The sequence below is a fragment of the Psychrobacter luti genome, from assembly GCF_014192115.1.
GTDB classification, from domain to species: Bacteria; Pseudomonadota; Gammaproteobacteria; order Pseudomonadales; family Moraxellaceae; genus Psychrobacter; species Psychrobacter luti.
Map to the genome: position 1 here is coordinate 405173 of NZ_JACHXL010000003.1, position 14026 is coordinate 419198.

Genomic DNA, 14026 nt, shown 5'->3' on the forward strand with positions numbered 1-14026 from the left:
TTTTGAATAGATAAGACTTTTAAAGAAAAGCAGCCATAATAAGCTGCTTATCCCATTCCATCCTAACGTATTTTATGACGCGGCTCGCTCAATATGATGATGGTTGGCTTTTATAAGGTCTGCTAGTTTTTCAGCAATCATAATCGTTGGTGCATTGGTATTGGCGCTAATCAAGGTCGGCATCACAGACGCATCAATAACCCGTAATCCACTGACGCCGCGCACTTTTAATTCTAAATCGACCACTGATTTGTCGTCTGAACCCATACGACAAGTACCGACAGGATGGTAAATGGTATCTGACTTATTACGGATATAACCGAGCATGCCGTCCTTTTCAATATAAGAAGCAGGGTAGTCTTCGGTGATATATTTGGCGATGGGCGATTCTTGCATGATGGCGCGCGTACGCTCAGCGCCCGCCACCATATACTCTACATCTTTTGGATGCGAGAGATAGTTTGGATCAATTAGCACCGCCGCTGATGGGTCTGCTGAATCAAGCCTAACGGTGCCTCGACTTTCAGGTCTTAAGTAACAGCTATGGCAAGAGACAGCAAAGCCACGTCTAAGATCACGACCATGCTCAAGCACGCGAGAGATGCAAAAATGCAGCTGGGTATTTGGCCAGTCTTGTGGGTCGTCACCAACACTAAAAAACGCGCCAGCTTCGGCATAGTTGGTAGACAGTAGGCCCGTGCCATCCTTTCTCCATTGCCGAATACTTTTGGTTAAGGTTGAAATGCTTGCCATGCCAATACCTATGACGTCGGTGGTATTGACCTCGTAATCAAAGACCACGTCTAAATGATCTTGTAGATTACCGCCAACCTCGGGTGCATCGACCAACACATCGATGTCATGAGACTGCAAATGCTCAGCAGGACCAATACCCGATAGCATCAGAACTTTGGGTGAGCCAAAAGTACCACCTGATAGAATCACTTCATGACGCGCCATCACCGTATGCTCAACGCCATCTTTTTCATAAGCGACGCCAACGGCTTGTTTGTCTTCAAAGATGACACGGTTGGCTTGGGCATGGGTAATGACGGTCAGATTTGCTCGGCTTTGAACTGGGTGTAGATAGGCGGCGGCCGCAGAGCAACGTTGACCTTGTTTTTCACCATGAAAATGCGTGACTTGATATAAGCCTGCACCGTCTTGTTTTTTGCCATTAAAGTCATCATTTTGATCTAAACCATTGGCAACGGCAGCTTCTACAAATGCTTTTGATATCTCACGCGGACTTAATAAATCACTGACATGCAGGGGTCCACTATCACCATGTAGATCATCTGCGCCATGGATATTATTTTCTGATTTGATAAAGTAGGGTAGTACATCGTCAAACCCCCAACCTTCGCAGCCTTGCTCAACCCAGCGCTCATAATCGAGCGCACTACCACGGGTATATATCATGGCGTTAATAGCAGATGAGCCACCTAAACATTGACCACGTGGTTGGAAGCCGCGACGGTTATTAAGATGTGCTTGCGGGGTAGTATGAAAGCACCAATTGTTCAATTTAAGCGGCTTGCCTGGTACCAGAAGTATCAAGCCTGCAGGGACACGAACTGCAAGGTCTTTACCTTCACCGCCATATTCTAATAAGCAGACACTGATGTCTGGATTTTCTGTCAGCCGGCTGGCAAGCACGCAGCCTGCAGAACCGCCACCCACGATGACGTAATCAAACCTTGGATCAACTTCCATGTTACCTTCCTTATAGCATCCATGCTTATTAAAACGCGCTCATTAAAGCGAGCTTCTAAAATCGCTTCCGTCTCACAGTATCTATTATTTTGCTCAAATAATGCAATAAAAATGACCAAGTGGTGTTTGGTAAAGTTATATTGTTCAAAATGTTATCAAAAATTCAACGGCCAATAAAATATAAAAATGTTCTGATATGACACTGATGGCTTATTGTAAATAACATAGCGCTTTATACCGCACATACTTCTGAACGAACGATAAAGCGCTTACCTTCAGGTATCTCTAACGAAAAACTGGCACCGCGTCCATCGACCACATCAATAGTAAGGTCAGTGTGTTGCCAAAGTTTGTACTGAGGTTTGCCCATATAAAACGGACAGCCACTAAGTTCACCGACCAGCACATCTTGCCCGCCAACCTTAAACTCACCTAATGGATAACACATCGGTGAGCTGCCATCGCAGCAGCCACCTGATAGATGAAACATCAACTCGCCATGTTTAGATTTTAATAGTTCAATTAATGCTTTGCAGGACTCTGTCGCCGTGACGTTCATAATAATTTCCTTATCATTTATGGATAGCTCATTCTTATCGCTGCTTTATTCAAGAAAAAATGCAATCTACCTTACGATAGATTGCATTTATTTATCTAAAATTAGAATATGCTTTTAGATTAAAAGAAGCCCATCGCTTTAGGACTATAAGATACCAACATATTTTTGGTTTGCTGATAATGATCAAGCATCATCAGATGGTTTTCGCGACCAATACCAGACTGCTTATAACCACCAAACGCTGAATGCGCAGGATAGAGGTGATAGCAATTCGTCCACACGCGACCGGCTTTAATGCCACGACCGAAACGATACGCGCGCGTACCATTACGTGTCCATACACCAGCACCAAGACCATATAAGGTATCATTGGCGAGCGCCATGGCTTCTTCATCGTCTTTAAAAGTAGTAACGGCAAGCACAGGACCAAAGATTTCTTCTTGGAACACACGCATATCATTGGTGCCCTCAAAGATAGTCGGCTGTACATAGTAACCGTTTGCCATGTCGCCATCATGTTTGGCGAGTTCACCGCCAACAAGGACTTTTGCGCCTTCTTTCTTACCGATATCAAGATAAGATAAGATTTTTTCTAACTGATCTGAGCTGGCTTGTGCGCCAATCATGGTGTCGGTGTCGAGCGGGTTGCCCATTTTGATGGCTTTAACACGGGCAATACAGCGTTTCATAAACTCATCATAAATGCTTTCGTGCACGAGGGCGCGTGATGGGCAAGTACAGACTTCACCTTGGTTGAGCGCAAACATGACTAAGCCTTCAACCGCTTTATCTAAGAAGTCATCGTCTTCATCCATAATATCAGCAAAGAAGATATTTGGGCTTTTGCCACCTAGCTCTAGCGTTACTGGAATGATGTTTTCACTGGCGTACTGCATGATTAATCGACCAGTGGTGGTCTCACCAGTAAAGGAAACTTTATTGATACGTGGGTTAGAGGCAATAGGTTTACCGGCTTCAACACCAAAGCCGTTAATAACGTTAAGTACACCTTTTGGTAAAATGTCTGCCGCACCTATTAAGTCAAGCATGTACAAAACAGAAGCAGGAGTTTGCTCGGCAGGTTTGAGGACGATACAGTTACCAGCAGCGAGGGCTGGGGCAATTTTCCATATAGCCATTAGAATAGGGAAGTTCCAAGGAATGATTTGACCGACGACGCCAAGTGGCTCATGAAAATGATAGGCGACGGTGTCTTCATCAATTTGGCTAATGCCACCTTCTTGCGCGCGAATAACGCCAGCGAAGTAACGTAAATGGTCAATGGCGATTGGAATATCAGCGGCTAGGGTTTCGCGAACTGGTTTACCGTTTTCATAGCTCTCGGCGATAGCGATTGCCTCTAAATTGGCTTCGATACCGTCGGCAAGTTTGAGCAACATATTAGAGCGTTCAGTGACACTGGTTTTGCCCCATGCGTCTTTGGCAGCATGAGCAGCATCTAGTGCAGCTTCGACATCTGCTTCTTTTGAGCGTGCGATCTGGCAGAAGACTTTACCGTCGATTGGGCTTGAGTTGTCAAAGTATTCGCCATCGATTGGCGCGACCCATTCACCATTGATAAAATTGTCGTATTTTTCGCGGAATTTGACGGGACTGTTTTCAGTATTGGGATAAGCGTATAACATTAACCACTCCTTGTTGTGTATTATGGTTGCTTGAGAATACTTGACCTTCCTGACCAAGTTATCAGTCTATCCTACTGAGCTTTAGCTTAGAGCGATAATGACTTTTTATAATGATATATTTCGTATCATATAACTTTAGGTTATGTGAGCTGAAATGGTTAAAGTGGTTCGCAAAAGTGGCGTAGCTGTTATAATTGTTGGCAGCTTTTTCTCTCATAATTTGTTCTTAAGCTGTTTTTCTTATTACTATTAACTAAATTGGTTTAGATATATGCGTCAATCTTCTGCTCTTGATATCTTAAAAACGGGTCAAAACGTGTTTTTGACTGGCTCAGCAGGTTCAGGTAAGACTTATACTCTCAACCAATATATTGACTATTTGCGCGCTCGCCGTGTCCCTGTGGCTGTGACCGCGAGTACGGGCATTGCTGCCACGCACATGAATGGCACGACTATTCATAGTTGGTCAGGCATTGGTATCAAGGATGAGCTAACGGATCGTGACTTGACCAATTTATCGCGCAAGCAATTCTTGGCAGATAGATTAAAAGACACGGCAGTACTCATCATCGATGAGATATCGATGTTGCACGCCAAACAGCTCAATTTGGTCAGCCAAGTACTTAAGCATGTACGTAAAAATAATGCAGCGTTTGGTGGTATTCAAGTCGTCGTTGCCGGTGACTTTTTCCAGCTGCCACCCATTGGCAGTAAAGGCGAGACCAACCGTGAGAAATTTGCCTTTATGTCTGAAGCTTGGCTCGATGCCAAGTTTCATATTTGCTACTTGTCTGAGCAACATCGGCAAGTCAGCGAGGCGGCGAATGGCGGACTTGATTTAGACGATATTCTCAATCAAATCCGCCGTCAAGAAGTGACCTTTGAAGCGATTGCTGCCTTAGAGGCCACCTTTGATCAAAACGTCGATATCAAACGTACTCGTCTGTATACCCATAATCTCAACGTTAATAGCATCAATGATAAAGAGCTTGCCGCGTTAGATGGCGAAATGATGCGTTTTACCGCCACATCTACGGGCGATAGTAAACTGGTTGAGACCCTGAAAAAAACCGTCCGTACCCAAGATGATTTGGTATTAAAAGTTGGTGCTAAGGTGATGTTTATCAAAAACAATACCGAGCTAGGTGTGTCTAACGGTACGATGGGTGAGCTGATAGGCTTTGCTGCGGTAAAAATTAATGATGATAAAGATAATAGTGATGATTTGATAGAAGACGATAGTGAAAGCGCTGAAAGTGATACTGATAAGAATATAAAAGGCAAAGGTAAAAAGACTACAAAGGATAAAGATAAACCAAAAGTTAAAAAACCAACCACGCAAAAGATGCCCGTGGTTAGACTCAACTCGGGTCGTGAAGTCATCGCTGAACCGGAAGAATGGATTATCGAAGATGAGACCGGTGATGTGCTGGCAAGCTACGAACAAGTGCCGCTATGCTTGGCTTGGGCGATTACCATTCATAAATCGCAAGGTATGACCCTTGATGCAGCGGAGATTGACTTGTCGCGCACCTTTGAGTTGGGTCAAGGTTATGTAGCATTATCACGATTAAAATCGCTGGCAGGTTTGCAGCTGCTCGGTATGAATGATATGAGCTTGCAGCTTGATCCGTTAGCACGCGGCGCGGACAAACGCTTTTTAGCATTGTCTGATGAGGCTGATGCCAATTACGCCATGCTCGATGAAGAAAGCATGACGCAAGCACATGAGAAGTTTATTTTAAAATCAGGCGGAACTTTGAGCAAGTCAGTGATTGATGCCTATGCCAATTTGCAGAAAAAACGTCGTGAGCAACAGCAGGCGCAAATAGACAAAAAACAGAAACTGGGCAATCAAGTATCTGATAAGTCGGACAGTACCTTGCTCGCCACCCGAATATTATTAGAAGAAAGCTTATCTATTGCGGAGATTTCGCAAGCACGGCAGTTATCACAATCGACTATTATGCGTCATATTGGCGAGCTAAAATCTCAAGACCCAAGCCTTGCGTGTGATCATTTGCGCCCAGACGATGAAGTGATGACGGCAGTGGGTAATGCTTATGTGGCGATTAAAGTCGCCAACAATCCAAATGACTTTAATGATGATGGCAGTATTAAGCTGCGCCCAATCTTTGACCATCTTAAGCAAAGCATCGATTACAACACCATTCGTTTGGCTTTGATTTTTATTACGCCTTAGTAAGCCAACTGAGCCAATCAATCATGGTTAAGCCATTTGTATAAAAGCCAATGATAAGAAGTCGGTCATAGTAGTCTGTTGGTTTTTTCATGAGAGCATTGAGCTTGCAGCGCTCAATTTTTATCTATCCCTTACAGCGATACCCTTTTATGTCTGATGTTATGCCTGATTTCTCTAGCGCCACTTATCAACTGACGTCTGACCCAGCGGTAGTCGCATACCCTGCCACTGGCGAGCACACACAGCCATTGAGAGTCGCTATTAATGGCTTTGGCCGTATAGGGCGCAATGTATTACGTGCCTTGCTAGAGCGCTTTGAGGTGTTAGGTCGTGCCATTCATGTGGTGGCGATTAACGATTTGGCACCGGCTGATATTCTGCTGCATTTGCTAAAATTTGACAGTACCCACGGTCGCTTAACTCGACTAGGTGTCAGCGCTGATATTGTAATGAGTGACGTCGATGCTGGTAAAGGTGATAGCAATACGACTGTTAATACAGACACTCAGCTGTGCCTGACTAAGAATAATTTAACGTACTGTATTAAGATGCTCTCAGAGCCCGATCCAAAAAACCTACCATGGCAGGAACTTGGCGTCGATGTGGTGCTAGAGTGTACGGGGCACTTTCGCTCTTATGAGCAAGCGCAATTGCATATCGAAGCTGGCGCGCAGCAAGTCATCATCGGTGCTGCGCCCTTTGATGATGTTGATGCTTGTATCGTTATGGGCGTCAATACCGATGAGCTCACACGTAGGCTGCCGATTATATCGAGTGTCTCATGTACCACGCAGGCATTGGTACCTCTAATTGCTACGCTAGATAAAGTGTTCGGCGTTAAGTCAGCAATGATGACTGAGATTCACGCCGTTACTGCTGATCAGACCGTGCTCGATCAAGCGCATCGTGACCCAAGGCGGGCACGAGCCTCTGGTCACAATATCATTCCTACGACCTCTAGTAGTATCGCGGCAACCGAGCGTGTATTGCCAGCGATGGTCGGCAAAATAAATGGCCATTCAATCAGAGTGCCTACCATCGATGTTGCCGCTATTGATGTCACTTTTGTCTTTGATACCCCTGATGTCAGTATAGATTCGGTTCGTGACGTGCTCAAAGCAGCGAGCACGGGTCATTTGCTTGATATTATGGCCTATACCGATGAGCCTTTGGTCTCAAGTGACTTTATTCATCAAACGGAATCACTGATTATCGATGGGCAACAGCTTATGCACGTAGGCGACCAGTACAAGGTTTTTGCTTGGTACGATAACGAGTGGGGCTATGCCAATAGGCTGCTTGATATGTGCTTGCACCTATCTTCATGTAAATAAAACAGCTTTGAGTAAATAGTTTAAGGTAAAGAGCTGAGTTAAAGATTTCAAGTAAACGTTAAGTCATTGATTTAAAACCATCTACAAATTAATTTCATTTTTTTAATATGAATCGCTTGCATTATGAGATGATATCTATATAATGATGCACCAATGGAGACGTGGCAGAGCGGTTGAATGCACCGGTCTTGAAAACCGACAAGGGTTCATAGCCCTTCGAGAGTTCGAATCTCTCCGTCTCCGCCAAATTCGAAAAAGCCCCAATCAATTACTGATTGGGGCTTTTTTTTATGCAATGTTTTTGCAAGTTTTATGATCATCCGCTTATTTCGCTAGCGACTGTCCGAACTCAATTTCCTGCCCATCCATTAATACTAGCTTACCTTTACTAATCTCGATGCTTATCCCTGTGTTATTTTTAATCGCACGCATGACATTGATGTCTTCAATACTACTTTCAATAATTATTTTGCCAGATTGCTCCGGCTCGATTGGTGGTTTAAACTGCGTTAACGGCACATTAAAGGTTTTGCTTTTGGTCAAATGCTTCTCTTTCATAGTCAACTTACCTCTAAAGCTTTTAATGGGCACCTTACCGTGATTTGAGAGCATAAACTGTAACTTCACTTGGTTTAAGCTATCGCTATCACTGGTTTTAACTGGTAGTAAGGCAATAGGGTAATTTTGCGCTTTGGCAGTACCGACTTGCGGACTGGTTACAATCGGGCTTTTTTTACCGGTTGGATTATTTGGGTGCAGGCGCTCATATTCACGCTGTTGGACGAGTGCTTGCTTGATGGTGATACGAGGCATCGCCCCAGATTCATACGCACCACTGAGCTTCATACGCAGCATATAGCGGCTTAGCAGCTGCCTATCACCTTCAGGCAAACGCTCAAACGTATCACCCAGCTTTTTTTGCCACTGATCAGAGTTGGTCGGTATTGTCTGCTTACTGGGATCGGCGGGCGGCTGTGAGCAGCCATTGATAACAGGCAGCATCGTCAAGGTAAATGCCAATAATATGGCCTTTCTTACATAGCTTGCATGGCCTACATGGCGTGCATTGTTTACAGGTTTATATGAACCAATCATCTTATGCCTCCTTCTCAACCCATATAAATGGTAATGACTCTTATACTAATATAGCGCCTATGATAATTTTGTATGTTTATTTATCGCTAATAGCCATTTGAAGTTGTTGGATTTATCGAGGAGGGAATATTTTAAGTGACAAATTATGTGGCAAAAAAAAGACTAAGCGCTGTTAAGCAAACTTAGTCTTCTCATTTTGTATATATTATTAGCTCACGGCTGGCGTTATTCTTTATCTTGCAGCTCAGACAGTGGATGGGTGATATTGTTATTATGAGTCACCACAATCGCCTCATCAATGATGCGTTGACTGACGCCGCGCTTACGCAGACTTTCGATAAAGACTTCATCATGGGCTAGGGTATAGTCTTGATGATCGCGATCAAGACCTTGACGAATATAGAGACGAATAAGTCCTTGAATGCGCTTAAAACCCAACTCTTTCGACGTAGCTTCTAATAACGAAATCATCTCTTCAGACAAACGAATACTGACCGGGCGCATGATTTTTTGCGGATAGTCAGAGAATTTATTTTTTACACGTACAGGTATCATAATAAACCATTATTTTTAGTGAGTAGGAGTAAAGCACTCAGACAAAAACTGACTCAGTCACTGCTAACCTTACCATACAACAAAAGTTGCTAAAAGAATACTGTTGCTATATTAATATTATGCTGACTTTTACTGATGCGATTAGCAGCTAAAAAATGCGAGCATAAAAAAACCTCCATCAAATAAGTGATGAAGGTCTTTTCAAATATGGCTCTCCAACCTGGGCTCGAACCAGGGACACACGGATTAACAGTCCGTTGCTCTACCAACTGAGCTATTGGAGAATAAGTTGTTTATAACGGTTACTATCGCAAGTTTTACAAAGGCTTTGGTAGGTGCGATTGCTTATCTTGTTTGCGTTATGTGGGGCACATTTTAGCCAAGTAGTTATGGGCTGTCAACCTTATTAGTCGATTAATTATAAATATAATTGCAATCCGTATGAAATTGAGCTTTTTTACTTTTAAAGTGGCTGAATTATTGACTGTTTTAATAAATAGCCTTGATATCGTCTGTTTAAAATATATATAAAGTCGATTTGCAATAAAGGTTATAGTTTTTACTTTATCAGCCAAATTAATTAGACTATCTATTTGAAAGTAAAGAAAAAACCTACATTACTGTAAACCTTCAAATCTCTATTTCAAGCGCTACTATAAACCTATAAAATAGCCACCCGAGCGTTTCTTTAGTATTTTGGCTTTGATTTTCTTTGATTTAAAGCTTTTTAACTTTATTCGCTACTATGCAACACGTTTTAACCACTCACGTTCTAAAAAAATGCGTTCTAACCAATATAGGTGCTTAAAATATGAATCCAACCATGATTGCTTACGGTTACCTTGCCATCGCTATTGTTTGTGAGGTGATTGGCACCACTTTTTTAGTCAAGTCAGAGCAGTTTACACGCTTTATACCTACGCTCATTATGGCGGTGCTTTATGCGATTTCTTTTTATTTATTAACTCAAACTATTAAAACCATCCCTATTGGTATTGCTTATGCCTTATGGGGCGGGCTCGGTATTGTGCTAACTTCTTTAGTGGGACTGTTCTTCTTTAAACAAACGCTGGATACTGCTGCTGTGATTGGTATTGCGATGATTGTGGGCGGTGTCGTGGTTATGAATTTGCTGTCTAATTCAGTGGCGCATTAAGCAGCTATTAATTCTTAACCTTCATTCATGAATTGTTAAGCATCAAGCTTTACATTGGTAGAAGGTGCATGGCTAATGTAAAGTAGGTTTAGAGCAAATGCAGAATAAAAAAATCTCTATCGCGTAATTTAAAAGATATAACGTCAAAGATAAAAACGGTGACCATATTGACTACATTAAAGTATATTGCTCATTATTCTGAGCAGATTCAAAGCCAAGCAGCGACGCTGATTAGCACGGGTAGATTGGGCGATTATTTAGATAAAAATTACCCCAATCGCCATCAAATACAAAGCGATAAAGCGCTATATCAATATATTAATGACATCAAAAATCAATATATGCGCAAAAGCAGCCCGCTGTCGCAAGTAACTTATAATAGTAAACTTGCCGTGCTCAAACACGCACTTGGCATTCATACTTATCAATCGCGAGTGCAAGGCAGTAAGCTAAAATCACATAATAGCATCACCGTGGCAAGCCTATTTAAAGAAGCGCCGCCTGAGTTTTTGCGTATGATTGTCGTTCATGAGCTGGCACATTTTAAGGAGCAAGAGCATAACAAGGCTTTTTATAAGCTCTGCTGCCATATGGAGCCGGATTATCATCAGTATGAGCTCGACACCCGTTTGTGGTTGCATTGGCGCGAACGCTAATCTATCTTGGTGACATGAAATCTAACTGATAATAATGCTAGGTGAAAATAGTGAGACCGAGGGTACTGGATAAAATCACTTTTTTAAAGTTAGGGTAGCCTATGAGTGGGTCAACGCGGCAAGGTATGACTAAAGGTAAAAAAGCGTGGCTCATTCCTGTGCTGTGTCTAATAGTTGGTGGTGGATTAACCGGTATTTCGACCAATCTAGCGAAATTTGCAGGCGAAATAGGTCTAACGCCGCTGGCATTTCTGTTTTGGTCTATTACGGGCGCGGCGTTTATTTTATCTAGTTATGCGCTGTTACGCCATGAACTGCCACCTTTAAGTAAATCAACCCTGAGCTATTATCTAGTGGCAGCGTTAGTGAGTGTGGCAGGCTCTAACCTAATTTTCTTCTCCGCTATTCCGCATGTCGGCGCAGGTTTTGTCGCGTTGATTATCTCTCTACCGCCACTCCTGACTTATCTGGCAGCAATTATCTTAAAAATAGAGCGCTTTACTAAGCTACGTGCGCTAGGCGTGGTCGCTGCACTTGCCGGAGCAGGGGTGCTCGCCGCACGTAAATTTGCTGCGCCCGATGCCAGTATGTTTTGGATTGGGCTTGCGCTTTGCGGGCCGGTGCTATTAGCAATTGGCAATATTTATCGCAGCTTATACTGGCCAGATAATCTATCTCCCAGCGCACTTGTACCCGGTATGCTAATAGCCGCCTCCGTGTTGCTTGGATTAGTCGGTCTCATGCCGCACTTTTCACTAGCAGTTCCGATGACAGAGATATTGCCGTTAGTATTGATTGTGGTGCAGGCGTTCGTTTTCGCTGGTCAGTTTTTACTTTTATTTTTACTGCAAAAAACGGGCGGCCCAGTGTTATTAAGTTTATTAGGCTCGGTAGGGGCGGTCGTCGGTGTGCCTGTTGCTATATTTTTGCAGGGAGAAAGTCCGCCAGAAGGCCTATTTTTAGGTGCTTCATTGATAGCGCTAGGTGTCGTATTAGTCACATATGGCGGGGTAAAAATGGCGAAATCTGTATCAGATAAGCGCTAAGATAGTGACATATTAATTAACTTATGTTGGTATTATTAAGCACTTATAAAGGATCTTAATCTTTTCATTTGCTTTCAAAGCTTTCAAAGCTTTTTACCTGCAAACGTAATGTTCAATAGGTGACATATGGATGTGTTTTCGTATTGGCAAGGGTTTTATAACGATCCTTGGTTTTGGCAGTTCCCCATGGCGACCCTTGCCATCAGCACGGCAACCTTTCTCGCAGTTGCCATCCCATGGACGATAGTTGCTTGGCGCGATCCGGTATCCTTGCGTAAATATAAGATTCAACAAAAACCGTTTGAGATGAAACAATTTTTATTACCGTCTATCGGCCGTATCATTATTAATAATATTATTTTAGCCGCGCTATTGGTGCTGGCTTGGCCGCTGTTAAAACTGACCGGCGTGCATAATGGTGAGATGCCCGTTTGGTATATTATCATCGCGCAGTTGATTTTCTTCGTGCTGCTCGATGACTTTTTATACTATTGTATGCACCGTTATATGCACGAAAATAAATGGCTGCTAAGAAATATCCACAGTGTGCACCACCGCATTCGTAATACTTGCGGTATCAATGGCAATTATATGCACTGGGTTGAGTATTCATTGACGGCAACGCTGACGTTAGTAGGTCCAATCATTCTAGGTGCGCATATCTATGTGGTGTGGATGTGGGTGATTTTACGTCAAATCGAAGGCGCGGATGGGCATATTGGCTACGATATCCCTTGGAATCCTGTGCATTTATTGCCTGTATATGAAGGTCCTGTCTACCATGACTTTCATCATGCCAAATTTAAAGGCAATTATGCGGGGTTTTTACCTTACCTCGATAAATACTTGGGCAAGACTTATATTCCTGCTTATCTTAGTTATCTTAAAGGTAAGCAAAATGGTTTAACACCGGTAGAGATTGAGCAAAACGAGTTAGCACCTAAAAAACGCAAAAAGCAGACAAACCGTTGAGTTTTTGGTTTTGAGAAATTATGTTTAAATATTAGCAGTCTTTACCATACGATTGAGCATGGCTGCTAAGCGCGCATTGTTATCGGTGATATATTTATCGCCAAGCGCAATTATCTCAGCCGCTGATTGTACCGTTTTAGGATAGTCGATTAGCCCTTTTTGAATAGTATTTTCGCCATTTGCTACCATCTTAACGATACTTTCTTTAGTCACCTCAAAATGACATTGCCAGGCCATGACCCAAGTACCGAGCGCTTTATGCCGCGGCGTTTGATACAGAAAGCCTTGATTGGGCCATGCTTCTGACGTCGCTAAAGCAATCGCTCCTTGTGGATTTTCAAAACCATCACCATGCCAATGAAAGACGGTAAAGGGCTGCTTTGGTAAGTCCTGTAATAAAGGATGCACCTGAGCGTCTTTGCTTAACTGAATAGGTAGCCAACCGATTTCTTTTACGCCCGCTGGCTCTACGCTTGCCCCCAGACAATGCGCAATAAGCTGTGCACCCAAGCAAACACCAATCACAGTTTTTCCGCTATCCACACTTTGTTTAATCAGCCGTTTTTCATCTATCAACCAAGGATGGCTATCCTCATCATGGACACTCATCGGCCCGCCCATCACGATTAGCCAATCAAAGCTGTTGAGCGCAGGCAAGGAGTCTTGATTATAAGAGCGGGTGTAGGTAATCGTGTGCTGATGATTATTTGCCCAGTGCTTAATATAACTGAGGTCTTCGTAATCTGTGTGAAATAAGGCATGAATGCGTAAGGTCATGTGATAGGCTCTTATCAGGAATTTATGTTTTTCGGTTATATCAAAAGTCTATAAGGTATGGACTGTCTTAGATAGCGGAAACTATTTAGAAGCGCCTGGTTTTCTTAAGTGCTTCATTATAAAGCTTAAAAATAAGTATTCTAATAATAACCTAATATTGTGATAGAAAAGGCTTGCAAAGTTTTAAAAACTTGCTAAAATGCATGACCTAAATAGGCGTATAGCTCAGTTGGTTAGAGCGCTACCTTGACATGGTAGAGGTCAGCAGTTCGAGTCTGCTTATGCCTACCAAATTTAGAAAGCCCCAATCA

At 42.9% G+C, this 14026-nt stretch carries 12 protein-coding genes and 3 tRNA genes; 8 read left to right on the forward strand and 7 right to left on the reverse strand.

The window, feature by feature from the left end:
• Positions 1-72 precede the first annotated feature (72 nt).
• The 3 genes from FHS24_RS08630 to exaC all read right to left on the reverse strand — a co-directional run bounded on the left by FHS24_RS08630 (position 73) and on the right by exaC (position 3921).
• Positions 73-1716 carry a GMC family oxidoreductase gene (locus FHS24_RS08630; RefSeq protein WP_183620694.1) on the reverse strand — a complete coding sequence of 548 codons (1644 nt, stop codon included), beginning with the start codon at positions 1714-1716 and terminating at the stop codon, positions 73-75.
• Between the two features lie 232 nt (positions 1717-1948).
• Positions 1949-2275 (reverse strand): DUF779 domain-containing protein, encoded by a 327-nt coding sequence (locus FHS24_RS08635; protein WP_183620695.1) that lies wholly within the window; start codon positions 2273-2275, stop codon positions 1949-1951.
• A 119-nt stretch (positions 2276-2394) separates the two neighbouring features.
• Complete coding sequence (exaC, locus tag FHS24_RS08640; protein WP_183620697.1) at positions 2395-3921, reverse strand: acetaldehyde dehydrogenase ExaC; 1527 nt, start codon at positions 3919-3921, stop codon at positions 2395-2397.
• Between the two features lie 271 nt (positions 3922-4192).
• Here exaC and FHS24_RS08645 point away from each other — a divergent pair, with 271 nt between their 5' ends.
• The 3 genes from FHS24_RS08645 to FHS24_RS08655 all read left to right on the forward strand — a co-directional run bounded on the left by FHS24_RS08645 (position 4193) and on the right by FHS24_RS08655 (position 7704).
• Complete coding sequence (locus FHS24_RS08645) at positions 4193-6124, forward strand: AAA family ATPase (protein ID WP_183620699.1); 1932 nt, start codon at positions 4193-4195, stop codon at positions 6122-6124.
• Positions 6125-6285: 161 nt separating this feature from the next.
• Positions 6286-7458, forward strand: a complete 1173-nt coding sequence (locus tag FHS24_RS08650; protein ID WP_183620838.1) for a type I glyceraldehyde-3-phosphate dehydrogenase — start codon at positions 6286-6288, stop codon at positions 7456-7458.
• A 155-nt stretch (positions 7459-7613) separates the two neighbouring features.
• Positions 7614-7704 (forward strand) — tRNA-Ser (locus tag FHS24_RS08655).
• Positions 7705-7782: 78 nt separating this feature from the next.
• Here the strand turns inward: FHS24_RS08655 and FHS24_RS08660 are convergent.
• The 3 genes from FHS24_RS08660 to FHS24_RS08670 all read right to left on the reverse strand — a co-directional run bounded on the left by FHS24_RS08660 (position 7783) and on the right by FHS24_RS08670 (position 9392).
• Positions 7783-8553 (reverse strand): hypothetical protein, encoded by a 771-nt coding sequence (locus FHS24_RS08660; RefSeq protein WP_227671746.1) that lies wholly within the window; start codon positions 8551-8553, stop codon positions 7783-7785.
• A gap of 225 nt (positions 8554-8778) precedes the next feature.
• Positions 8779-9108 (reverse strand): CopG family transcriptional regulator, encoded by a 330-nt coding sequence (locus FHS24_RS08665; protein WP_183620701.1) that lies wholly within the window; start codon positions 9106-9108, stop codon positions 8779-8781.
• Positions 9109-9316: 208 nt separating this feature from the next.
• A tRNA-Asn gene (locus tag FHS24_RS08670) sits at positions 9317-9392 on the reverse strand.
• A 527-nt stretch (positions 9393-9919) separates the two neighbouring features.
• Here FHS24_RS08670 and FHS24_RS08675 point away from each other — a divergent pair.
• From FHS24_RS08675 to FHS24_RS08690, 4 genes are all read left to right on the forward strand, one after another.
• Positions 9920-10264, forward strand: a complete 345-nt coding sequence (locus FHS24_RS08675; RefSeq protein ID WP_183620703.1) for a DMT family transporter — start codon at positions 9920-9922, stop codon at positions 10262-10264.
• 158 nt (positions 10265-10422) lie between these two features.
• A complete protein-coding gene (locus FHS24_RS08680; RefSeq protein WP_265088151.1) occupies positions 10423-10920 on the forward strand; it encodes a M48 metallopeptidase family protein in 498 nt (165 codons plus the stop codon).
• A gap of 101 nt (positions 10921-11021) precedes the next feature.
• Positions 11022-11966, forward strand: a complete 945-nt coding sequence (locus tag FHS24_RS08685; protein WP_183620705.1) for a DMT family transporter — start codon at positions 11022-11024, stop codon at positions 11964-11966.
• Positions 11967-12092: 126 nt separating this feature from the next.
• Positions 12093-12938 carry a sterol desaturase family protein gene (locus tag FHS24_RS08690; protein WP_183620707.1) on the forward strand — a complete coding sequence of 282 codons (846 nt, stop codon included), beginning with the start codon at positions 12093-12095 and terminating at the stop codon, positions 12936-12938.
• A gap of 24 nt (positions 12939-12962) precedes the next feature.
• On the opposite strand, the gene FHS24_RS08695 is transcribed toward FHS24_RS08690, so the two are convergent.
• The gene (locus FHS24_RS08695) at positions 12963-13715 is read right to left on the reverse strand and encodes a type 1 glutamine amidotransferase (protein ID WP_183620709.1); all 753 of its coding nucleotides are present in this window, start codon (positions 13713-13715) and stop codon (positions 12963-12965) included.
• Positions 13716-13929: 214 nt separating this feature from the next.
• Here FHS24_RS08695 and FHS24_RS08700 point away from each other — a divergent pair.
• Positions 13930-14006: transfer RNA gene (locus FHS24_RS08700), tRNA-Val, on the forward strand.
• Positions 14007-14026: the final 20 nt, after the last annotated feature.

What these genes read in the sequence shown, in the direction of transcription:
- FHS24_RS08630 (WP_183620694.1), bottom strand. Translation starts at nt 1,716, where the DNA reads ATGGAAGTTGATCCAAGGTTTGATTACGTCATCGTGGGTGGCGGTTCT.
- FHS24_RS08635 (WP_183620695.1), bottom strand. Translation starts at nt 2,275, where the DNA reads ATGAACGTCACGGCGACAGAGTCCTGCAAAGCATTAATTGAACTATTA.
- exaC (WP_183620697.1), bottom strand. Translation starts at nt 3,921, where the DNA reads ATGTTATACGCTTATCCCAATACTGAAAACAGTCCCGTCAAATTCCGC.
- FHS24_RS08645 (WP_183620699.1), top strand. Translation starts at nt 4,193, where the DNA reads ATGCGTCAATCTTCTGCTCTTGATATCTTAAAAACGGGTCAAAACGTG.
- FHS24_RS08650 (WP_183620838.1), top strand. Translation starts at nt 6,286, where the DNA reads ATGCCTGATTTCTCTAGCGCCACTTATCAACTGACGTCTGACCCAGCG.
- FHS24_RS08660 (WP_227671746.1), bottom strand. Translation starts at nt 8,553, where the DNA reads ATGATTGGTTCATATAAACCTGTAAACAATGCACGCCATGTAGGCCAT.
- FHS24_RS08665 (WP_183620701.1), bottom strand. Translation starts at nt 9,108, where the DNA reads ATGATACCTGTACGTGTAAAAAATAAATTCTCTGACTATCCGCAAAAA.
- FHS24_RS08675 (WP_183620703.1), top strand. Translation starts at nt 9,920, where the DNA reads ATGAATCCAACCATGATTGCTTACGGTTACCTTGCCATCGCTATTGTT.
- FHS24_RS08685 (WP_183620705.1), top strand. Translation starts at nt 11,022, where the DNA reads ATGAGTGGGTCAACGCGGCAAGGTATGACTAAAGGTAAAAAAGCGTGG.
- FHS24_RS08690 (WP_183620707.1), top strand. Translation starts at nt 12,093, where the DNA reads ATGGATGTGTTTTCGTATTGGCAAGGGTTTTATAACGATCCTTGGTTT.
- FHS24_RS08695 (WP_183620709.1), bottom strand. Translation starts at nt 13,715, where the DNA reads ATGACCTTACGCATTCATGCCTTATTTCACACAGATTACGAAGACCTC.